Genomic DNA, 20,922 nt, shown 5'->3' on the forward strand with positions numbered 1-20,922 from the left:
CGTTTTCGACCTAATTCGAGACGCGAATGCGCGGGTCAAGCAGACCGTAAAGCAAATCGACGATGAGATTGGCCGTGACCATCGTCACCGCCATGACCAGCACAAGTCCCTGCACGACAGCCAGATCTCGAGATGAAACAGCCGTGACAAGCAATCTACCAACGCCCGGCCAGGCAAAAACGGTCTCGACCACAATTGCGCCGCCGATCAACTCACCCAGATTGAGACCGATAATGGTAATGATGGGAATGCCAGCATTCGGTAGCGCATGAAAAACAATCCGCTTCCAGTAGCTGACACCTTTGGCGGCGGCTGCGCGGATATACAGCTTGTCCAGCACTTCCAGCATTGCTGAGCGAGTGAAGCGAGCAAGCGTACCGGCAGTAAAGGTTGCCAGTGTCAATGCAGGCATCAGCAGATGCCAGATGGTTCCGGTGCCGGAACTTGGCAGCCATTGCAACGCCAGTGAAAACAAAAGGATAAGCAGGATTCCGAGAAAGAAATTTGGTATGGCAAACCCGAAAACGGCTGTGGCCATGATGAGATTGTCAAACGGGGAGCCGCGCTTGATAGCAGCAAATATGCCCGCCGGAATGCCAATCAGGATCGCCCCGACATAGGCGAACACACCAAGCATGATCGTCCATGGCACCCGCTCGGCAATGATATCGATGACTTCCCGACCGTCCCGGTAGGAGATTCCGAACTGTCCCGTCGCCATCTGCCCGATATAGCGCAGATATTGCAGCCACAACGCGTCATCGAGACGCCACAGCGCCCGGAACTGCTCTATTTCTTCGGCGGTGGCATCCGCCCCAACCAGAGCCACGACCGGGTCTCCGGAGGTTCTCAGCACGACGAATGTGAATGTTACGACGAACCATAGGGTAAGGGCTGTGCGTAGTATTTTTAGCAACCAGAATCGCGTCATGGTGCTCCGTTTTCTGTGACCGATGTTTCAGCTGTTCCCGCCATTCGCGTATTTTTTTGGAAAGATAATCACGGGAATACGTTATTATCTATTACAAAATAGCCCTGCCATTGATATCTACAGCATATGAAATACGGCATTGAGTTTCGTCACCTTCATTATTTCACCTGCGTCGCCGAAGAGCTGCATTTCAGCCGGGCAGCGGACAAATTGGGCATGGCGCAAGCACCTCTCAGTCAGCAAATACGTCAGCTTGAGGATCGCATCGGAACGCGTTTGCTGATCCGCACGACACGAAGTGTGAAGCTGACACCGGCTGGAGAGATATTCCTGAGGCATGCTTTGGAAATTCTAGGCGGCATAGACCGGGCGGTCACGCACACGCGTTCTATTTCTGGCGATAATAGTGGAAAGATTTACGTGAGCGGCGTCCATGTTGCGCTGTCGCATGTCCTGCCGGGCGTGATCGCGGAGTTTCACAAGAAATATCCCGCAGTGCAGGTGGATGTACAATTGCTGGGCACCGCCAGCCAGTTGGAACTGCTGCAAAGCGGCAAGGTTCAGGTGGCTTTCATTCGCCAGACAAATGGTGCCGGTTTCATGAAAACGGAGCATCTGTTCAAAGAAGGTTTTGTCGCAGTTCTGCCCAAGCACCATCGACTTGCAGATCAGAGACATGTCAGCGTCAAGGACTTCGCCGGAGAACCCATCATAACCTATGCGCCCACGATAGGCGCAAGTTACCACCATGTCATCATGGACGCATTTCGCCGTGCTGGGATTTATCCCATGGTCGTGCAGGAAGTGTCGCACACGCTTGCCATTGCAACACTTGTCGCCGCTGGTGTGGGCATCGCCATTGCGCCGTCATGGCTTGCCCACAATCTCAGCCCGCATCTCGTCTATCGGCCACTTGCCGAGATTCCCGACGAAGTGGAACTGGTTGTTGGATGGCAGGTCAATGAGAAATCGAAAGTTGTTTTGGATTTCGTCGAGTTCGCCAGAGCCCACGTACGGTGAAGGATCATCGCGCTGCCTGATATGATCGATCTCTGGCCAAGCCCATAACTTCTTGCCAGCGACGAACCTACTCCAATCGGCCAATCCATTAAAAAGAAATTCTAACCGGGTGATAGATTTTAGTCGTTGGACCCCTTTCGATACGCTGCATATCGTTCCCCTTAACAACAGAAGCCACAAGGTAAAGGGGAATATCGATATGACGTGCATCTCCATGAAAGTCCTTTCTGCTACATTTTTCGCAGCGACAATGTTGTCGGGTGCTTATGCGAGCGCTGCGGAAATCACCGTCATGGGCTACCGCGGCCCGTTTGAAGAAAACTACATGAAGTCGGTGATCCAGCCCTTCATGAAGGCCAATCCCGATATCAAGGTCAATTATTACGGCGTGCAGAACGCAGCCACCTCGCTCGGCAACATGCGCGCTCAAAGGGATGCGCCGCAGGTCAACGCCGTCATCTACGATCTTTCGGTAGCAAAGATCGCAAAGGAGGAAGGCCTCGTCGCCGAACTCGATACGAGCAAAACGACCAACTATGCCGATCTGTTCGATATCGGCAAGGAGCTCGGTGGTGCCGCCATTCCGCTGACATATGATACTCTGACGCTGATTTATAACAGCAAAGCCTTCCCGACCCCGCCGGTCAGTTGGGAAGCGCTGTGGGATAAAAAACAGGCGGGCAAAGTCGTCCTCCCTGCTCAGGGCGGCGGCGATATTCAGGCCATCGTGCTGACCATCATCGCAAATCGTCTGGCGGACGAGGAAGACTACAAAAAAACAATCGACCCCGGCGTCGAGAAGCTGGTGGAACTGGCACCGCGCGTTCAGACCTGGGAACCCAAACCGGATGCCTATACGCTGATTGCCAACGGCACGGCCACGGTTTCCATCGGCTGGAACGCTCGCTCACAATTCTATTTCGATCAGACGGAAGGCCGCTTGAATTCGATTGCTCCGGCGGAAGGCACCGCGTCGCAGATCAATGTCATCAGCGCCATCGAGAAGGCATCTGAACCAGAGGCAACGCAGACCTTCATCAACTATGCGATTGGGCCAGAGGCGCAGGCTGCGTTTGCCAAGGCGATGTTCTACGCGCCAACAAACAAAAAGGCCGAAGTAGACGAGGCGACCGCCAAGCGCATTCCGATGATGGACCCGGCACAGCAGGAAAAGCTGATCAAGGTTGATTGGATGACCATCGGCGATATGCGCGACGATCTTCTCCAGCCTTGGCGCCGCAAGATCATTCCAGCAGGACGCTAACGCCTGCTGGAAGCGTGCTGCTTCTTACCCAAACGAAATCAGCTCGATGACTGCACCGCGTGTCCGCACGTGAACGTAGGCACGTGCCGAGAATTCGGCAGCGCGTTTCCCTCCCAAGATGACGACCTCAATCCGCGGATGGTGATGACATGTACACTAAACAAAGACAGCTGGATGATCAGGCCGCCTCGCCCGCCGGTGATCAGACCTTTCTCAAACTTGAGGGCGTGACCAAACGGTATGGCGTCGACTACATGGCGGTCGATGATCTCGCCATCGATGTTCCCAAAGGCAAGCTTCTCGGACTTCTGGGACCTTCGGGATGTGGCAAGTCCACGACCCTGCGCATGATCGCCGGCCTGCTGGACATCACCAGAGGCAAAATCTCCATAGATGGCGATGATATTTCCCACAAGCCGCCGCATAAGCGCGATATTGGCCTCGTCTTTCAGAACTACGCCCTGTTTCCGCATATGACGGTGGCGCAGAACGTGGCGTTCGGTCTTGAAATGCGCGGCATATCCCGGATCGAGGCGCGGGACCGCGTGGAAGAGGCGTTGGAAATGGTGCGCCTGCCCGGCTATGGCGGGCGCAAGCCCAAGGAAATGTCGGGCGGTCAACAGCAGCGTGTGGCACTGGCCCGCGCTCTGGTCATCCGCCCGCGCCTGCTTCTTCTTGATGAACCACTTTCCAATCTCGATGCCAAATTGCGCGACGACATGCGCATCGAAATCCGAGAAATTCAGCAGCGTCTGCAAATCACCACTGTCTTCGTGACGCACGATCAGGTGGAAGCGCTGACCATGTGCGATCTCGTCGGCGTTATGCATCGCGGCAAGGTCGCGCAACTCGGCACGCCGGAAGACATTTACGAGCGCCCAGCCGATCTCTTCGTTGCCAATTTCGTCGGCCGCACCAATGTTCTTGACTGCGAAATCGAAGCGCTCGACCGCGTTCGGATCGCTGGTGCCGTCTACCCCTGCAAGACGCAAGGGGTGACATCCGGCAAAGCCAAAGCGGCTATTCGCCCGCATCGGATTAGTCTGACACCAAGTCGCGACCGAAGCCTTGTCAGTATTGCGACCAACTCCACCCACGGCAAGGTCGTGCGTGTGACCTATATCGGTGACGTGGTGCAATATGACATCGACATCGGCGGCAATATTCTGACCACCGAAGTACATACGGCCAGTGCCGGTCACAGTTTTCAGAGCGGTGAAAAGCTTCTGTGTGAATGGAAGCCGCAAGACATGCAAGTTTTCGGGAGCTGAACCATGGCAACCGTGACCGAAACCATGCCACTAGCCAAAGCAACGACACGCAAGAGATCATTTCCCTTTCTGATCGTCGCCCTGCTTTTGCCAATGGCAATCATCAACTTCATCGCCTTCGTGCTGCCCGTTGCTAGATTGGCGATGATATCCTTCATCGAAAGCCGAAGCGGCGGCGTGCTGACGAACAACTACACGCTGGAAAACTACATCGATTTCTTCACCGACAGTTTCAGCATAGAACTTATCTCCAACTCTCTGATACTGGGTTTTGGCGTGACCTGCATCACGCTGTGCTGCGCCTATCCGATTGCGCTTTTCCTGCACCGGGTTTCCCCGACGTGGCGCAACATGCTGTTCGTCATCACCGTGTCGCCGCTGCTCGTCAGCAGCGTGGTGCGCACCTATGGCTGGATGGTCATTCTGGGAGATCAGGGCGTGGTCAACGGCATCCTGATGTCATCTGGCATCATCGACAGCCCATTGCGCCTGACCAACAACACGCTGGGCGTCTTTATCGGCATGGTCGAAGTGCTCATTCCCTATATGGCACTGTCGTTGATCGCTGGCTTTGGTCGTCTGGAAAATGTCTATGAGGAAGCGGCTGCCTCGCTCGGTGCTAATAGCTGGACCCGCTTTCGCCGTATCATCCTTCCGTTGACGGCACCTGGCATCGCCCTTGGTTGCCTGCTCTGCTTCGTTCTCTCCATCAGCTCCTTCATCACCCCGAAGCTTCTGGGCGGCGGACGTGTCTTCCTGCTGGCGACCGAAATCTACGATCAGGCCGTCATCCAGCTGGAATGGCCAACCGCCGCGGCGATCTCCGTCATCGTCCTCATCATTTTCGGCATCGCCCTTGCTGTCTATTCCCGCGTCGTCAAGCGCTTCGACTAGGAAGGAAATTGATATGATCGGCCAATTGAGCATTCCATTCCGGCTTCTCGTCGCCAGCATCTATCTCTTTCTGCTGGCTCCCATTCTGATCGTGCTGCCTTTGTCCTTCAGCAATGACAGCTACATTACCTTTCCCCCGGAAAGCTGGGGCATCCGCTGGTATGTCGCGATGTTCAGCCACAGCGGTTTCATCAACGCGCTCTGGATCAGCCTCACCATTGCGGTCACCGTGACGGTGCTGGGACTGGCAGCCGGTGTGCCTGCGGCCTTTGCCATCCGCCGCCGGAAATTCATTGGCCGGGAGTTTCTGCTGAACCTCTTCACCGCGCCCCTGCTTCTGCCATCCATCGTGCTTGGTCTCGCCATTCTCCTAGTGTTCGTTCAGGCACGGCTGCTCGGCACCTATACCGGTCTGATCATCGCCCATTTGATCATCACCACCCCCTATGTGATCCGGATCATGCTGACGGCGTTTTCCACCCTCCCCCCATCCGTGGAAGAAGCGGCGACCATGCTCGGCGCTTCGCCTTTCACCGTCGTCCGCCGCATCACCCTCCCTTTGATGATGCCGGGCTTCATCGCCAGCGCTGCACTCTCCTTCCTTCTTTCCTTTGACGAGGTGGTCATCTCGCTGTTCATCACGGGCCCGCGCCTGCGCACCCTGCCGGTGGAAATCTTCGACTATGTGGAAAGCCAGACCGACCCGATGACGGCCGCCGTTTCGGTTGTTCTCGTAGCTGCCACGCTTGCCATCATCTTCCTCATCGAACGCACGCTCGGCCTTTCCAGGACCGTCGGCAAATAACGACTTTGCAATGGAGACTTCTGACATGGACAATATCGCGCTCTGGATGTCGCAGCCGCATTTCGGCTTTCTGGAAATCGCAAAGACCTGCGGCGTCAAGCAACTGGTGATCGAGCTGGAACACGGCACATTCGATCTCGGCACGCTCGACCAGTTTCTCGCCTTTTCCAAATCGCTCGGCATCCCGACCCTGACCAAAGTCATAGCGCCGACGACGGAAGCCATTCAGCAGGCGCTTGATTTCGGGTCGGATGGCGTCATCCTTCCCCACATTCTCGGCGTCGACCACGCGCGTGAGGTGACGAAGGCGGCAAAATATCCCCTGCTCGGTATCCGCTCCTATGCGGGAGGCCGCGTCTTTGGTTATGCCCGCCCGTCCTCAGATGCCTTCGAGGCCGAGAACAAACGCACCAAATGCTACGTCATGATTGAGACGGCAGAAAGCCTGGCCGACGTCGAAAAGATCATTGCCCTCGACACGGTCGATGGTCTGTTTCCCGGACCATCCGATCTGGCGCTTGCCCGTGGCCGCGGTGCCTATGCGTTCAACGATGCGGACCGTGAAGATCTTTCCCGCATTGCCCGTGCCGCGCGAGAGGCCGGCAAGAGCTGGATCATGCCTGCCTGGACACCCGCAGAGCGAAATTTCGCGCTCGAAGAAGGCGTAGAAATGCTGGTTGTCGCCACCCAGACCATGACGCTGCGCGCCGGCATCATGTCCACCATCAATGCACTCAAGCAGGAAAAGATCGTCGCCTGATGGCGATCGACACAACCGGAGGGAAATCCATGAAAATCAGCCTTATCCAGACCAATCCGCAAAAAGACCGCGACACCAACTTGAAGATCACCCACGATCTGATGACGGAAGCGCTCAAGACGGACCAGCCGGACCTCATCGTTCTGCCGGAATATTTCGAAGTCTATGGCACGACAACAGAAGAGAAGCTTGCGCTTGCCGAGCCAGCCGGGGGAGCGGCTTATACTATGGCGCAGGACTTTGCCCGCGAGAACAAAGTTTTCGTCCATGCTGGTACCATCATGGAAAAGGTCGAGGGTGAAAACCGTATCTACAACACCAGCTTCGTGTTCGACCGAGAGGGCAAGCAAGTCGCTGCCTATCGCAAGATTCACATGTTCGACATCGTCGCGCCTGACGGCACGGCCTACAAGGAATCGGCAACTGTGAAGCCGGGCGAAGACATCGTCACCTATGAGATTGACGGCATGAAAGTGGGTTGCGCAATCTGCTACGACATCCGCTTTTTCGAACTCTTCCTCCAGCTGGAAAAAGCAGGCTGCGACATCATCGTGCTACCTGCTGCCTTCACCCTGCAGACGGGCAAGGACCATTGGGAAGTTCTGGCCCGTGCACGCGCCATCGAAACACAAACCTATTTTGTTGCTTGCGGCCAGACCGGCAGCGTCACCGTCAATGGTGAAAAGCGGGCCTGCTACGGCCACTCACTTGTCTGCGATCCGTGGGGCCATACGATTGCCCGCGCATCCGACCCGGTTGGTTACGTCACGGCGCGAATTGATGAAAAGGAAATCAAGCGCGTACGCAATCTCATCCCGATGACCCAACACCGCCGTTTGGCCTGCGCGTAAGGAGATTTAAAAATGTACGTCATCAAGGACATGCCTGAGCAGGTTCGCCAAGAAGACCTCGATCTTCTGAGCGGTGTGGAGACGGCAACCGTGGGCCATTGGCGTCTGCTCGGCTTTATGGACCGTCAGATTCAGCCGCTTCTTCCCGGTCGTCGCGTCGTTGGTACCGCAGTGACACTGGCCATCGCCGGACCGGATTCCACGCTGTTGCACCACGCCACCGGGCAGTTGAGACCGGGGGACATTCTGGTTGTAGACCGCTTAGGCGACGACAAATATGCCTGCTGGGGCGGCGGTGTAACCGTTGCAGCCAAGGCAGCAGGCGCGGTTGCCGGGATCGTGGATGGTCCCTGCACTGACCTCACCGAAATTCAGGATTCCGATTTCCCAATGTGGTCACGTGGGCTCTCGCCGATCACGACGCGGCTCTACGATCTCGGTGGCGGCTTCAACATTCCGGTTAGCTGCGGCGGTGCCGTCGTGATGCCTGGAGACGCGATCCTTGCCGATGAAAGTGGCGTGCTGGTCATCCCGCGCGATGAGGTACGCGCTGTATCGGAGGAGGCGTTGAAACGCCAGGAAACCGGAAAGAAACGTGAGGCTACCGTCCGCGACAAGGTGCAGAAGCTCGGTGACATGACGGGTGCAAGTGCCAAGGTTCTGGCAAAGCTTGCCTGATCCATATCAGTGATGCGGCCCGGCACTTCGTTCGGGCCGCATTGTCGAGACGATTTCACAAACTCTACCGACCCGATGTTGTCATATTGCCGTTGCGGTGTAACGTGATGACCGGGAACATAGTCTGTAAAAAACAGCAGCTTGCGACAATTTTAGCGCGACTTCGCGCGATTTTGTCGAAAAACGGTGGGGCGCTTTTACGCAATGAATATTCGTTTTCTGGAGACAGTCGTCTGGCTTGCCGAACTGAGAAGTTTTCGAGTCACCGCCGACCGCATGAACATCACACCAGCCGCCATTTCCAATCGTATTTCGGCGATGGAGCAGGAACTGGGCATCCGGCTTTTCGAGCGCGATACGCGCGATGTGCATCTGACGCGTGAGGGACGCGCTTTCGTCTCCGGTGCGCGGGACATCATTACCCGATACAATCGTCTGGTCGCCGACGTCGCCCCACCTGAAACACTCGAAGGCACCATTCGCATCGGCCTCGTTCCCTCGATGGCGCTGGCCATCCTTCCCGGCATCATGGAAACGCTCAGGCAGCGTTTCCCCCGCGTCCGTGTTGCGGTGACAACGGATGCATCACTGACGATCCTTTCCAAGTTGGAGAAACGCGAACTCGACATCATTCTCGGTTTCCATGGCACGCAGGTGGAAAAGTACCGGATCGTTGATCTGTGTACGCTCGGCATGTTCTGGATTGCCAACAGCGCATTTCCTGCGGATGAAGACAATATGAGCCGGGCCGATCTGATGATGCACCCGATCATATCCTACGAAGTCGGGACGCAGGCCTATAAGCGCATGGTAGACTATCTGCCCACCAATTCTTTCGGCCAGGGCGTGGTGCACTATTCCAATTCGCTCGCCACGACGATCAGCATGGTCGCCGCTGGAATCGGGATTTCGGTTCTGCCGCCCATCGTCATTCAGAACGAATTGCGGCTCGGTACCCTCAAGGTGCTGAACGTCCGCCAACCTTTTCCCGCAACCGATTACTTCGCCGTCTATCTTGAAAACCCCTCCTCTCGCTTGTCTCCTCTCATCGCATCGATTGCATCCGAGGTGGCCGCAGAGTTCTGCTCTCTGTATGACAACGCACTCGCCGTTCACATCTGATCCAAAAGCCAGAGCCGCAGCAGCGCATGGTGGAACCGTATCCCGCTGACGGGCTTTACCATGCAGCATCATCAGAGGAGTTTCAGATGGCTTTCATAGACGCAAAAGATGGCACGACGCTGCACGTAAAGGACATGGGAACAGGAAGCCCGGTCATTCTCATCCATGGCTGGCCTTTGACAGGCGATATGTTCGAGTATCAGACAGTGGCACTTCTTGAAGCAGGTTTTCGCGTGATCACCTACGACCGTCGCGGATTTGGTCAGTCCGGCCATCCCGCTGACGGATACAATTACGACACATTTGCCGACGACCTCGCCAGCGTGATCGAGAGCCTCGATCTACGGAATGTATCGCTGGTTGGCTTCTCCATGGGTGGTGGTGAAATCGCACGCTATCTTTCGCGCCATGGTGCCGACAGGATTTCCAAGGCGGTTCTCGTGGCCTCGGTTGCTCCTTACCTTCTCAAGGATGACAGCAATCCTGATGGCGTCGACGCAAGCGTATTCGAGGGCATGAAAGACGATATTCGCAAGGATCGCTTTGCATTCCTTCAGAGCTTTGCCAAGACATTCTACGGTGTCGGTCTGGTCAGCAGCCCTGTTAGCCAGGGCGTTCTGGACTGGTCATTCGTTCTCGGCGTCATGGCGAGCCCAAAGGCGACGATCGACTGCGTCGATGCATTCGGGAAAACCGATTTCAGACCCGATCTCGCCGCATTCACGATCCCAACGCTGGTTATCCATGGGACAGCCGACAAGACCGTGCCGATTGATCCGTCAGGTCGTGCCGCTGCCAAGGGTATTCCGGGTGCGCAGCTCATCGAATATGACGGCGAACCTCATGGCCTGTTTGCCACGGTTCCAGATCGTCTCAATCGGGATCTGATCACGTTTCTTGGATAACTCAGCCCTGAACACGTCTCGTCTCGCCCGGTGCGAGACGAGACCGACATGACAAAACACTGATCTCAGCGAAGCTCTATCGTCTCGATCAGTCGGCTTATATAGCCCGAGAATATCGTCACCATATCGATCTCTCCCGGTGCTCTGAGCCACAGCATCTGAAGCCCGTCCATCATTCCTATCAGCTCAGAGGCGATAGACAGGGGATCGACATCGGGTTTGATCTCACCTTCGGCTATGCCCTTTTGCAGAGAAAAGACGAGGTTTTCGGTGAGGTGGCTGACGCGCAGCGCAAACCATGTGCTCGCGGGGTGATCTGTGGTCAAGCTTTCTGCATTGAGCACCGCAAATGCCTGGACGACATTCGGAATATCTTGGTTCGACCTGGCAACATCTATCAGGCCGACAAGCACCTTGCGCCAATCCTCGTATTTTGCTCCCACAGCCGAAGCGCTCTCAATGTCTCGCTTTTCCAGAATGGCGAGAAGCAGATCGACCTTTGTCGGGAAGTAGTGAAGAAGCCCCGGCAAGGACAGGCCGACATCGGAGGCTATGGATGCGAAGGATGCGCTTTGGTAGCCATCCCGAGCGAAATGCTGCATCGCCGCCGCAAGAATGGCTTCCCTGCGAATCGCACCTTTTGGGGACTTTCGCTTTTTGGCAGGCGTTGCATCCAACACGCCCTCCGCTTTTGGTTCACCAATCATATTCACTCCCACATCCGAAGGAATGCTTTACCCTGAATTTTCACGCGAGTAACCGGGCAAAGGCCATTCATTTGAGCCATTGCACTCTCGACTCTGCACAGAAAAAAGTTGACTTGCAACGATAACCGAGTAGTCGGTAGGTTTAACGCGGAGTTCGGTGGAGGACGACGTTGTTTTCGAATGTATTGCGGTGGAGGTTTTCAAAAATGAGTATTGCAACCCCGAATATTGTCGCTCCGCCTTCAGGAGCGGGCACTCAGCGCTCAGTCGGTTTGCCCTTTATTCTCACTTACGGACTTGCCAGTGTCGGCTTCTTTACGGCCGTCATGACGCCCGTCGCCATGACGCTGGCCATTCGGGTCAACACGCTCGATCCGGCAGGCAAAGGCACAAGCCTCGGAGCCATTCTTGGTCTCGGCGCGCTTTTTGCGCTGCTGGCTAACCCCATATTTGGCCAGCTTTCCGATCGCACGCGCTCTCGCTTCGGTCGGCGCAAACCCTGGCTGGTGGGTGGCGTCATATTGGGTAGTATTGCCCAGATTTTCATGGCCTATACGTCGAGCCTCGTGGTTATCGGTATTGCCTGGTGTGTGATCCAGACAGCCTATAACGCCATGCTTGCAGCACTTGTGGCAACCGTACCGGACCAGGTGCCAGAACATCAGCGTGGTCTGGTGTCTGCTCTCGCAGGCATGTCGATCTACATCGCGCTTTTAATCGGCAGCGGCATTCTGGCCCTGACCGGAACAGCCAGCAACGCGATGTTTCTGGTGCCGACAGCCATTGGTCTTGTGTCGGTTCTCGTCTTCGTTCTGGTGATCGAAGATCGCCCATTGACTGAGGCACCTCAGCAATCCGCGCCGGGACTGTCCGAACTGCTGGGCAGCTTCTGGGTCAATCCCGTCAAGCACCCGGATTTCGGTTATGCCTGGCTCAGCCGCTTTCTCGTTTTCTTCGGCTTTGCGGTGCTGACATCCTATCAGGTCTACTACCTGATGGACCACTTGAAGATAGCGGAAGCCGATATCGGCGATATCATGTTCATTTCAACGCTGATCACCGCAATCTGCGTCGTCGGCTCATCTTTCGTGTCCGGTTACATGTCGGACCGCATCGGCCGCCGCAAGGCCTTCGTGCTGATCGCAGCCATGACCTATGCGTTGGGTATCGTGGTCATCGTTTTCGCAACCGACCTCACCAGCTTTTATAGCGGCATCGCGGTTACCTCTATCGGCTTCGGCGTCTACATGGCGGTCGATCAGGCACTGGTCGTGGATATCTTGCCGGACCGGGAAACCCATGCAGCGAGAAACCTCGGCGTTCTCAACATCGCCAATGCCGTGCCGCAATCCATCGCGCCAGCTGTTGCGCCATTTCTTCTCGCCATCGGCAATGCAGGAGGTCAGAATTATGGCGTCCTCTATGCTGCTGCGGCCATCAGTGCCTTTCTCGGTGCACTGGCCATCGCCCCCGTGCGCGGGGTTCGCTGACATAGCTAAGACGCGCCACTCGATTTTGGGTGCGTCTCATTTTCCAATCGCATGAGAAATATTGGAGGCTCGTATGATCGAGAATATCCTGAACCAAATGACGCTTGAAGAGCAGGTTTCGCTGCTTGCCGGTGCCGATTTCTGGACAACCGTACCCGTTGAGCGTCTTGGCGTTCCCAAAATCAAGGTTACGGATGGCCCCAATGGTGCCCGTGGTGCCGGATCACTCGTGGCTGGTGTCAAAGCGGCCTGCTTTCCAGTCGCAATCGCGCTCGGCGCAACGTGGAACCCGGCGCTCGTGGAGCGCATGGGTGTTGCATTGGCAGGTCAGGCGAAAAGCAAGGGTGCGTCAGTTCTGTTGGCACCAACCGTCAACATTCACCGCTCAGGCCTCAATGGTCGTAATTTCGAATGCTATTCCGAAGACCCGTTGCTGACGGCTGCTTTGGCCGTTGCCTATATTCAGGGCGTGCAGAGCAAGGGTGTCGCGGCTACGATCAAGCATTTCGTCGGCAATGAATCCGAAATCGAACGTCAAACCATGTCATCGGATATCGATGAGCGCAGCCTGCGCGAACTCTACCTGCTGCCGTTCGAGCAGGCGGTGAAGAAGGCTGGCGTGATGGCCGTCATGTCATCCTATAACCGCCTCAACGGCACCTATACCAGCGAACATGAGTGGCTGCTGACGCAGGTGCTGCGCAAGGAATGGGGCTTCGACGGCATCGTCATGTCCGACTGGTTCGGCTCGCATTCCACGGCAGCTACCGTCAATGCCGGTCTCGACCTTGAAATGCCAGGCCCAAGCCGCGACCGTGGCGAGAAGCTGGTCGAGGCTGTTCGCAACGGCGAGGTGAAAGCGGAGACCGTGCGTGAGGCGGTACGCCGTATTCTGACGCTTCTTGAACGTGTCGGCGCTTTCGAAACGGTACCTGATCTCACCGAAAGTTCTCTCGACATTCCTGAAGACCGCGCGCTCATACGCCAGATCGGTGCCGAAGGTGCCGTTCTTCTGAAAAATGAGGGTATTCTGCCGCTGGCCAAAACCTCCCTCGACAGTATCGCGGTTGTCGGCCCCAATGCTGCCGAAGCCCGCGTCATGGGTGGCGGCAGCGCCCAGATTGCCGCGCATTACACCGTCAGCCCTCTTCAGGGTATCCGTGCAGCGCTCTCCAATGCCAATAGCGTTCATCACGCTACCGGATGCACGAACAACCGCCTGATCGAGGTTTTCTCAAGCGAGATGCATGTCGATTACTTCAAGGGCAGACAGTGGGAAGGCGCGCCGGTTCATACCGAAACAGCGACCAAGGGTGAATTCTTCTGGTTCGACCTGCCCTCGGCGGAACTTGATCCGGCAGACTTCTCGGCCCGCATCACCGCGCGCTATGTACCTTCCGATAGCGCCGAGCATGTCTTCGGCATGACCAATGCTGGCCTTGCCAAGCTCTATGTCGATGGCAAGCTGGTGGTGAACGGCTACGATGGCTGGACGCCCGGCGACAACTACTTCGGCACCGCCAACAGCGAACAGCGACAGGCCTTGGAACTGGAAGCGGGACGCAGCTATACGCTGACCATCGAATATTGCTCACCAGAGGCGACCGCTGACGGCATTCATCTGACTGCCATTCGCTTCGGCGTCGAAAAGCCACTAGGCGATGCCGCCATTGAAGAGGCCGTTGCCAAGGCCGCCGCCTGCGATGTGGCACTCGTCTTTGTTGGTCGCGAAGGTCAGTGGGATACCGAAGGTCTCGATTTGCCTGACATGCGCCTTCCCGGTCGTCAGGAAGAGCTGATCGAGAAAGTTGCTGCCGCTAATGCCAATACTGTCGTGGTGCTTCAAACGGGTGGCCCCGTAGAGATGCCGTGGCTGGACAAGGTCAAGGCCGTCTTGCAAATGTGGTATCCCGGACAGGAACTCGGCAACGCCGTCGCCGATGTTCTCTTCGGCGACGCGGAACCCGGTGGTCGTCTGCCGCAGACCTTCCCGAAATCGCTTTCGGACAATTCCGCCATCACCGATAATCCGCTGGTCTATCCCGGACAGGATGGTCACGTGCGCTATGATGAGGGCGTTTTCGTCGGTTATCGTCACCATGACACGCACGGCGTAGAGCCATTGTTTCCCTTCGGCTTCGGCCTTGGTTATACCCAATTCACCTGGAGCGAAGCCAAGGCCTCGTCTGCCGTTATGGGCGAGGACGGCATTACCGTCACGGTCGATGTGACCAATACCGGCGCGCGCAAGGGCTCGGAGATCGTGCAGCTTTATGTGCGTTCGCTGAACTCTTCGGTTTCACGGCCTGAAAAGGAACTGCGGGCCTTTGCCAAACTTGAACTGGCAGCCGGCGAAACAGCAACCGCGACGCTGAAAGTGACATCGCGCGATCTCAGCTTCTTCGATGTCGAGGCAAAGGCCTTCCGTTCGGATGTCGGAGGTTATGAGCTACTGATCGCCGCAAATGCCGCTGATATTCGCAGCCGTATTGCAATCGAAAATCCAACGCTATGGCTGGGTCATATCAGTGATCCCTCCATCTGAGAGGGATGATCGGCACCCTAACTAGTAATGCGAAAGCCGGGATAACCCTTGTAAAAGGGTTATCCCGGCTGGGTCGTGTTGTGGGAGAGTAGCCCAGACTTATCGACGGTAAACTGCAGCCGCGAGTTGGTCTGCAAGTTCGTTGCCAATGTTTCCCTGATGGCCTTTGCACCAAGCTATGGTTAGAAGCTTATTTTCCAAAAGCTGGCGATCGAGTAATTTCCATAAATCCTGATCTGGAATACCCCGGTTTCGCGCTCTCGGGTTGGGATTGTATCGTCGCCAACCGTTGTTTTTCCAGATTGGTAGCCAATAGTTGCTACCTTCTACGACATATGCAGAATCCGACCAGATGGTTATTGCGTATGACTTTGCTTGATCGCTCGCCCATTTCGCGGCCTCAAGCGCTGCGACCAGTTCAAGGGCGTTATTGGTAGCACCATCAAAGCGACCCGATCCCGTTGCGAGCGTCTCTTCAGCGCTCATGGCAACGAAAGCCCAGCCGCCCTTTCCTGATCCGGCATCGTAGGATCCATCGACGTAAATATCCATACGTCCAGGCTCTGGGTTCAGAGCCTGCTGACGTGCTTCGTCAAGATCGGGGATTTCAGTGGCCAGGTTCACGACTCTTAAATTCATTTAAAGTTATTTAAGGCAACGATGCTAGATATCTCACGAGCACTCATGGAGCCATCGGCTATGCTCGCATTTATCGACCATTATGTAAAAAAGGCATGTTCGACAAACCGCTTCGAGACCCGTCGCGACGTCCTGTCCTTTGCGCTGTCTATCACCCTCTGCGTTACGATTGCGGCGGATGTCCTTAATGTGGTGGCGCATTACAGCCTGGATGGGCTGGGATGGCTGCCATATGATGTCGTTCCGGCAGCAACTGTCGGCGTGATCATCTCCACCCTAGTAGCGTCCAGCCTGACATTTTCCATCACTTACGTTGTAGGACTTGCTATCCATCATCTGACGATATCGAGAGCAACGTTCGAACGTTTAAGCCGCACGGACATGCTGTCGGGCCTCCTCAACCGGAGAGCTTTCCTTGAGGAAGCGATGCGCGCGCCTGCAAACTCGTCATTGATTTTGTTCGACATCGATAAGTTCAAATCGATCAACGATCAGTACGGCCATGACATCGGCGATCAGGCAATCATCGCTGTTGCGACCAACCTTTCGGAAATTTTTGCGCACTGCAAAGCCGTTGCTCGCATCGGCGGAGAGGAGTTTGCGGTATTGGTCTCGGCGCTGACCCCCACGGAGCGGTTTGCTTTGGCCCAACGTTGCCGGGAACTCATTGCCGCCCAATCATTTGAGGCAGGATCATCGCGTTTTCACGTTACGATTTCCGGTGGTGTGGCAGATCAGGAAGATCATCCCACGTTCGAGGCTCTTTACACGGCGTGCGATAAGGCACTCTATCTTGCCAAGGCGTCCGGCAGAAATCGCGTCGTGCACAGCAGGGACATCCAGTCTCTGGAACGACCTGAAGCACACAAGGCGCGCGTTCCCGTGAAAAGAGGGTCCATTCAGAAATAAAAGGGTGCCCTTCCGTTTGCTGCCTAAAGATGGGATATCGGTGATATCAAGTGATCGAGGCAGGCAACATGAGTACGAAATTCCCTCAAATCTTCCTAGTTCGTCACGGAGAGACCGAGTGGTCACTTTCAGGGCGGCATACCGGCCGCAGCGACATAGCTCTTACGGAAAACGGAGAGGGTGCTGCGAGGCTTGTGGAAGGTCGAATACCTCAAATTCATTTCGACGCGGTTTTTTCAAGCCCATCTCAACGCGCAAGAAGAACCTGCGAATTGGCCGGTTTTGGCTCCAAAGTCGAGATAGACGATAATCTCGCTGAGTGGGACTATGGCCGCTATGAAGGCATCACCACTAAAGACATCCAAACCCATAGTCCAGGCTGGAACGTCTTTCGAGACGGTTGCCCTGATGGAGAGAGCGTCTCGGATGTCGCCGCCCGTGCCGATGTCGTGATAAAGAAGATCAGAGCAGTCGATGGGAATGTCCTGATTTTTTCGAGCTCACACTTCCTGCGGGTTCTAGGGGCTCGATGGCTTGGACTGGGAGCCGAAGCAGGCTCGTTTTTTATTCTGGACACGACCAGCATCAGTATTCTCGGCTATGAACACAATATGCAAGAACCGGTCGTTCGAAGCTGGAACCAGACATAGTCTCGTCTGAAACCTGATCTAGCTTTCACACCAGACCCTATGATTGCCCTTGCGAATGTTGGAGACCTGATCTTGGACGCTGCACCTGCCCCTCCGGTTACACTCGTCATCTTCGGTGCCACTGGTGACCTCACGCGTCGCCTCTTGATCCCATCATTGGTCAACCTCACACGCAGTGGGCTGGTGGGTGACGACCTGCATATTCTTGGCGTGGGCATCGAACCTGGTGACGATGCCATGCTCGTGGAACGGCTCGATACATTTTTGGCAGGGTTGGGCGGGGCAGAACCCATCTCCATGGATCAGGCCTGGCTTCGACTGAAACAACGCATTTCCTATATCAGCGGTGACTTCACGAAAGATGACGTCTTCCTCGAAATCTCAAAGCGTCTTGCACAAACCACGGTTAGCAACGCCGCGTTCTATCTCGCAGTTCCCCCGCAGTTCTTCGGGACAATCACTGAAAAACTAGGGCAACACGGGCTTGTCACCGAAAATGATAATACCTTTAGAAGGATCGCGATCGAAAAACCCTTCGGAACCGATCTCGCATCTGCGCGAGCGTTGAACGCGCAAATTTTGAATACCGTGTCTGAGAAACAAGTCTATCGGCTGGATCATTTTCTGGGCAAGGAGACCGTCCAGAACATTATGACGACGCGGTTTGCCAATATGATGATCGAGGCGCTGTGGAACAGCAACTACATCGATCACGTGCAGATAACAGCCGCTGAAGTCGTGGACGTTGGTTCGCGGGGCAAATTTTATGATGCCACCGGCGCGTTACGTGACATGGTCCCCAACCACCTTTTCCAACTTCTGGCCATGGTCGCCATGGAGCCACCAAACAGTTTCGGTGCGGAAGCCATTCGTAATGAGAAAAGCAAACTGCTGGAAGCATTGCGGATCTACACTCCCGAGGAAGCGCAAACTCACTCAGCCCGCGGCGCATATACTGCAGGAACGGTGAATGGCGCGACGATCCCCGCCTATCGGGAAACGAAAGATATCGCGCCCGAATCCCATACTGAAACCTTCGTGGCCTTAAAGCTTTACGCGGATACCTGGCGTTGGGCGGGTGTTCCCTTTTACCTTCGAACCGGCAAGGCAATGAACGCGCGCGATACGGAAATCGTCGTCACCTTCAAGCAGGTTCCTTTTGCTCAGTTCCGTGAAACCGACGTCGCGCGAAAGCTGCCACCAAACCGGCTCGTCATTCAGGTCCAGCCGGATGAGGGAATCAGCATGGAATTGTCAATCAAGTCACCGGGTCAGTCGGTCGATACCGTACCAGTGTCGCTGGACTTTCGTTATGCGGACCAGTTCGACATCAGCAAGACGACTGGCTACGAGTCGTTACTCTACGAACTCTTCGTGGGCGATCAGACGCTGTTCCAGCGCGCCGATGGCATCGAAGCCGGATGGGCGGCTGTTCAGCCGTTCCTTGATCTCTGGGCCAAGGGCGGATCACCTGAAAGTTATGAACCGGGCAGTACGGGACCGAAATCAGCGCAGGATCTTATTGAACGAGATGGGCGCAGTTGGCGTCAAATAGGTCCGCACCCGCATAAGCAACCCTGAAAACTTCGCTATCGCGCCATGGCGACGAGATTGCCGTTCGACGGTTGACGTATGATGTCCATCGGGACGTCGTAAATCCGCTGTAGTTCTTCACTGCTCATGATATCTGCCGGGGCGCCATGAGCTACCAGCTGGCCGGAGTGAAGAGCGATGATCTCATCGCAAAATCGAGCTGCCATGTTGATATCATGCAGCACCATGATGATGCTGATGCCTTTCTTTCGACATAGATCAGCAGTCAGAGCCAGAACGTCCAACTGATGCCTCACGTCCAGCGCTGAAATGGGCTCGTCAAGCAGCAGGCAGCTTGCGTCCTGCGCAACCAGCATCGCCAGCCACACCCGCTGCCGCTCTCCGCCTGACAAGCTATCGACCATGCGGTCCGAGAATTTGGCCGTGCCGGTGAGTTCCAGAGCCTCTTCAACTTTCAGACGGTCGTCTTCTCCAAATCGTCCAAGTGCCCCGTGCCACGGATAACGTCCAAGTGCCACCAGCTCTCTGACCAGCATTCCCGGCGCTGCCGGAGTGCGCTGCGGCATGTAGGCCAGCCTACGCGCAAAGGGGCGGTTTCCCCAATCGGCCAATGCCTTGCCTTCAAACACGATCTGGCCACTACTCGGCATCTCCTGACGGCCAATAAGCTTGAGAAGCGTCGATTTTCCTGAGCCATTATGGCCAATCAGCCCGATGGATCGGCCCGACCCAAGCTCCAGCGTCAAAGGATGAAGAAGTATGCGCCCCTCGACAGCAAAACTCACATTGGAAAGCGACAGAAGTGGCGCGCCGGCATCTGGTGACGTTTTGTGAGCATTCGATTGCATTTGGTTACCGCATGTTCGTTTAGACGAGCAGTATTGCCTGTTTGGCCAATTAATCAAAGATGGTCAACACGGTAGAGCCGTGCACGTGGGGCTGCGATGACGACTCCTTGAACCATAGCACAAAACTTGATAATTAAACGAAACTTTAATCCATATCAGGTTCCTAAGAATGGCGTTTCAGCCGAGAATGCAAAATCACATAGAAGGATTCTCCGTTCTCGGTGGGCTTCGTCGGCGATACTGGAACGGAATTACTGCTGACCTCTGGGATGTGGAGTGCGCGAATTATGCTGGCGGCCATTATGTTGCCCGCGATCCGAGGCTATTCATCCTGCTGGAACACCGGGGCGCAGGCAGACCTATGGTGAGACGCAAGGCTGGCGAGAAAGGTATCCTGCAGGACAGTCATCTCAGCCCGATATCCTACATACCGGCAGATGTTGAGTTGTGGGTCGACATCAAAAACGTTCAATATGTCCGCCATCTCGATATTCATTTCGACGTGGACACCATGAACCGTCGCCTCGGCGACGACCTTGATCCACAACGGCTAAGAGAATGCAGATTATCCTTCGCCGACAGCCGAATTGTCACGCTCTCACATCTGATTGCGACCGAACTCGCCAATCCCGAACCACTGCATGACCTTTACGGCGATGGGCTAGCGCTCTCGCTCTTGATCGACGTCTTGAAACTGAACAGGTCCGAACCACGCAAGCGGGGAGCCCTCTCCCCTTGGCAATTGCGCCGTGCCCTGGACTTCATCGAAGAGCATTGCCTGCGCAATATCAGGCTCGAGGAACTGGCGACGATCACGGGCTTGTCGCAATCGCATTTCAGCCACTCCTTCAAGGCTGCAACCGGTGTGGCCCCGCATGAGTGGCAGATGAATGCGAGGCTCGATCGTGCCAAGCACTTGCTGAAATCCGGTCGTTACATGCTGACGACGATTGCCGCGGAAACCGGTTTTGCCGACCACGCTCATTTCAGCCGTACGTTTCGCAAACATGTGGGCGTTACGCCGTCACAGTGGAAAAAGTCACACTCTGAATAAAACATGTGAGCAAATGCGCGATGAT

General features: G+C 55.6%; 20 protein-coding genes. 16 read left to right on the top strand and 4 right to left on the bottom strand.

All coding sequences use genetic code 11. The annotated features are described in order from the left end of the window. Positions 1–10: 10 nt before the first annotated feature. Positions 11–931, bottom strand: a complete 921-nt coding sequence (locus CPJ18_RS17590; RefSeq protein WP_077118198.1) for an ABC transporter permease — start codon at positions 929–931, stop codon at positions 11–13. Between the two features lie 126 nt (positions 932–1,057). Here CPJ18_RS17590 and CPJ18_RS17595 point away from each other — a divergent pair, with 126 nt between their 5' ends. The 10 genes from CPJ18_RS17595 to CPJ18_RS17640 all read left to right on the top strand — a co-directional run bounded on the left by CPJ18_RS17595 (position 1,058) and on the right by CPJ18_RS17640 (position 10,501). Continuing rightward, entirely contained in the window at positions 1,058–1,951 is an 894-nt protein-coding gene (locus tag CPJ18_RS17595; protein ID WP_077104314.1) for a LysR family transcriptional regulator, read from the top strand. A gap of 199 nt (positions 1,952–2,150) precedes the next feature. Then, positions 2,151–3,215: an extracellular solute-binding protein gene (locus tag CPJ18_RS17600; RefSeq protein ID WP_103659516.1), complete on the top strand. Its 1,065-nt coding sequence runs from the start codon at positions 2,151–2,153 to the stop codon at positions 3,213–3,215. A gap of 149 nt (positions 3,216–3,364) precedes the next feature. After that, a complete protein-coding gene (locus tag CPJ18_RS17605; protein WP_103659517.1) occupies positions 3,365–4,486 on the top strand; it encodes an ABC transporter ATP-binding protein in 1,122 nt (373 codons plus the stop codon). Between the two features lie 12 nt (positions 4,487–4,498). After that, complete coding sequence (locus tag CPJ18_RS17610; protein ID WP_425292430.1) at positions 4,499–5,380, top strand: ABC transporter permease; 882 nt, start codon at positions 4,499–4,501, stop codon at positions 5,378–5,380. A gap of 13 nt (positions 5,381–5,393) precedes the next feature. After that, positions 5,394–6,185, top strand: a complete 792-nt coding sequence (locus tag CPJ18_RS17615) for an ABC transporter permease (RefSeq protein ID WP_077118206.1) — start codon at positions 5,394–5,396, stop codon at positions 6,183–6,185. A gap of 25 nt (positions 6,186–6,210) precedes the next feature. Further along, the gene (locus tag CPJ18_RS17620) at positions 6,211–6,945 is read left to right on the top strand and encodes an HpcH/HpaI aldolase family protein (RefSeq protein WP_077118207.1); all 735 of its coding nucleotides are present in this window, start codon (positions 6,211–6,213) and stop codon (positions 6,943–6,945) included. Between the two features lie 29 nt (positions 6,946–6,974). Beyond that, complete coding sequence (locus CPJ18_RS17625) at positions 6,975–7,796, top strand: carbon-nitrogen hydrolase family protein (RefSeq protein WP_077118586.1); 822 nt, start codon at positions 6,975–6,977, stop codon at positions 7,794–7,796. A gap of 12 nt (positions 7,797–7,808) precedes the next feature. Beyond that, positions 7,809–8,474: an RraA family protein gene (locus CPJ18_RS17630; RefSeq protein WP_077118209.1), complete on the top strand. Its 666-nt coding sequence runs from the start codon at positions 7,809–7,811 to the stop codon at positions 8,472–8,474. Between the two features lie 204 nt (positions 8,475–8,678). After that, a complete protein-coding gene (locus CPJ18_RS17635; protein WP_077104329.1) occupies positions 8,679–9,596 on the top strand; it encodes a LysR family transcriptional regulator in 918 nt (305 codons plus the stop codon). Positions 9,597–9,682: 86 nt separating this feature from the next. After that, entirely contained in the window at positions 9,683–10,501 is an 819-nt protein-coding gene (locus tag CPJ18_RS17640; protein WP_077118588.1) for an alpha/beta fold hydrolase, read from the top strand. Between the two features lie 65 nt (positions 10,502–10,566). On the opposite strand, the gene CPJ18_RS17645 is transcribed toward CPJ18_RS17640, so the two are convergent. Beyond that, complete coding sequence (locus CPJ18_RS17645; protein WP_077118589.1) at positions 10,567–11,208, bottom strand: TetR/AcrR family transcriptional regulator; 642 nt, start codon at positions 11,206–11,208, stop codon at positions 10,567–10,569. A 206-nt stretch (positions 11,209–11,414) separates the two neighbouring features. On the opposite strand from CPJ18_RS17645, the gene CPJ18_RS17650 reads away from it, so the two are divergent. Both CPJ18_RS17650 and CPJ18_RS17655 read left to right on the top strand, forming a co-directional pair. After that, positions 11,415–12,698, top strand: coding sequence for an MFS transporter (locus tag CPJ18_RS17650; RefSeq protein ID WP_103659518.1), 1,284 nt, complete (start codon positions 11,415–11,417; stop codon positions 12,696–12,698). A gap of 73 nt (positions 12,699–12,771) precedes the next feature. Beyond that, complete coding sequence (locus CPJ18_RS17655) at positions 12,772–15,243, top strand: glycoside hydrolase family 3 C-terminal domain-containing protein (protein WP_103659519.1); 2,472 nt, start codon at positions 12,772–12,774, stop codon at positions 15,241–15,243. Positions 15,244–15,342: 99 nt separating this feature from the next. Here CPJ18_RS17655 and CPJ18_RS17660 read toward each other — a convergent pair whose 3' ends face one another. Continuing rightward, on the bottom strand, positions 15,343–15,867 hold the full coding sequence (locus CPJ18_RS17660; protein WP_244554373.1) for a ribonuclease H family protein: 525 nt from the start codon (positions 15,865–15,867) through the stop codon (positions 15,343–15,345). Positions 15,868–15,942: 75 nt separating this feature from the next. Between CPJ18_RS17660 and CPJ18_RS17665 the strand changes: the two genes are divergently transcribed. The 3 genes from CPJ18_RS17665 to zwf all read left to right on the top strand — a co-directional run bounded on the left by CPJ18_RS17665 (position 15,943) and on the right by zwf (position 19,022). Then, on the top strand, positions 15,943–16,791 hold the full coding sequence (locus CPJ18_RS17665) for a GGDEF domain-containing protein (RefSeq protein WP_167397931.1): 849 nt from the start codon (positions 15,943–15,945) through the stop codon (positions 16,789–16,791). Positions 16,792–16,859: 68 nt separating this feature from the next. Beyond that, complete coding sequence (locus CPJ18_RS17670; protein ID WP_077118592.1) at positions 16,860–17,441, top strand: histidine phosphatase family protein; 582 nt, start codon at positions 16,860–16,862, stop codon at positions 17,439–17,441. Between the two features lie 72 nt (positions 17,442–17,513). Further along, entirely contained in the window at positions 17,514–19,022 is a 1,509-nt protein-coding gene (gene zwf / locus CPJ18_RS17675; protein ID WP_077104520.1) for a glucose-6-phosphate dehydrogenase, read from the top strand. A gap of 8 nt (positions 19,023–19,030) precedes the next feature. Here zwf and CPJ18_RS17680 read toward each other — a convergent pair whose 3' ends face one another. Continuing rightward, a complete protein-coding gene (locus tag CPJ18_RS17680; RefSeq protein ID WP_077104343.1) occupies positions 19,031–19,843 on the bottom strand; it encodes an ATP-binding cassette domain-containing protein in 813 nt (270 codons plus the stop codon). 169 nt (positions 19,844–20,012) lie between these two features. Between CPJ18_RS17680 and CPJ18_RS17685 the strand changes: the two genes are divergently transcribed. Beyond that, positions 20,013–20,897 carry an AraC family transcriptional regulator gene (locus CPJ18_RS17685; protein ID WP_077104345.1) on the top strand — a complete coding sequence of 295 codons (885 nt, stop codon included), beginning with the start codon at positions 20,013–20,015 and terminating at the stop codon, positions 20,895–20,897. The last annotated feature ends 25 nt before the right edge of the window (positions 20,898–20,922 follow it).

It is taken from the genome of Agrobacterium rosae (assembly GCF_002915175.1).
GTDB classification, from domain to species: Bacteria; Pseudomonadota; Alphaproteobacteria; order Rhizobiales; family Rhizobiaceae; genus Agrobacterium; species Agrobacterium rosae.

Coding starts and splice junctions, on each gene's coding strand:
- CPJ18_RS17590 (WP_077118198.1), bottom strand. CDS start 931: ATGACGCGATTCTGGTTGCTAAAAATACTACGCACAGCCCTTACCCTA.
- CPJ18_RS17595 (WP_077104314.1), top strand. CDS start 1,058: ATGAAATACGGCATTGAGTTTCGTCACCTTCATTATTTCACCTGCGTC.
- CPJ18_RS17600 (WP_103659516.1), top strand. CDS start 2,151: ATGACGTGCATCTCCATGAAAGTCCTTTCTGCTACATTTTTCGCAGCG.
- CPJ18_RS17605 (WP_103659517.1), top strand. CDS start 3,365: ATGTACACTAAACAAAGACAGCTGGATGATCAGGCCGCCTCGCCCGCC.
- CPJ18_RS17615 (WP_077118206.1), top strand. CDS start 5,394: ATGATCGGCCAATTGAGCATTCCATTCCGGCTTCTCGTCGCCAGCATC.
- CPJ18_RS17620 (WP_077118207.1), top strand. CDS start 6,211: ATGGACAATATCGCGCTCTGGATGTCGCAGCCGCATTTCGGCTTTCTG.
- CPJ18_RS17625 (WP_077118586.1), top strand. CDS start 6,975: ATGAAAATCAGCCTTATCCAGACCAATCCGCAAAAAGACCGCGACACC.
- CPJ18_RS17630 (WP_077118209.1), top strand. CDS start 7,809: ATGTACGTCATCAAGGACATGCCTGAGCAGGTTCGCCAAGAAGACCTC.
- CPJ18_RS17635 (WP_077104329.1), top strand. CDS start 8,679: ATGAATATTCGTTTTCTGGAGACAGTCGTCTGGCTTGCCGAACTGAGA.
- CPJ18_RS17640 (WP_077118588.1), top strand. CDS start 9,683: ATGGCTTTCATAGACGCAAAAGATGGCACGACGCTGCACGTAAAGGAC.
- CPJ18_RS17645 (WP_077118589.1), bottom strand. CDS start 11,208: ATGATTGGTGAACCAAAAGCGGAGGGCGTGTTGGATGCAACGCCTGCC.
- CPJ18_RS17650 (WP_103659518.1), top strand. CDS start 11,415: ATGAGTATTGCAACCCCGAATATTGTCGCTCCGCCTTCAGGAGCGGGC.
- CPJ18_RS17655 (WP_103659519.1), top strand. CDS start 12,772: ATGATCGAGAATATCCTGAACCAAATGACGCTTGAAGAGCAGGTTTCG.
- CPJ18_RS17665 (WP_167397931.1), top strand. CDS start 15,943: ATGCTCGCATTTATCGACCATTATGTAAAAAAGGCATGTTCGACAAAC.
- CPJ18_RS17670 (WP_077118592.1), top strand. CDS start 16,860: ATGAGTACGAAATTCCCTCAAATCTTCCTAGTTCGTCACGGAGAGACC.
- CPJ18_RS17680 (WP_077104343.1), bottom strand. CDS start 19,843: ATGCAATCGAATGCTCACAAAACGTCACCAGATGCCGGCGCGCCACTT.
- CPJ18_RS17685 (WP_077104345.1), top strand. CDS start 20,013: ATGGCGTTTCAGCCGAGAATGCAAAATCACATAGAAGGATTCTCCGTT.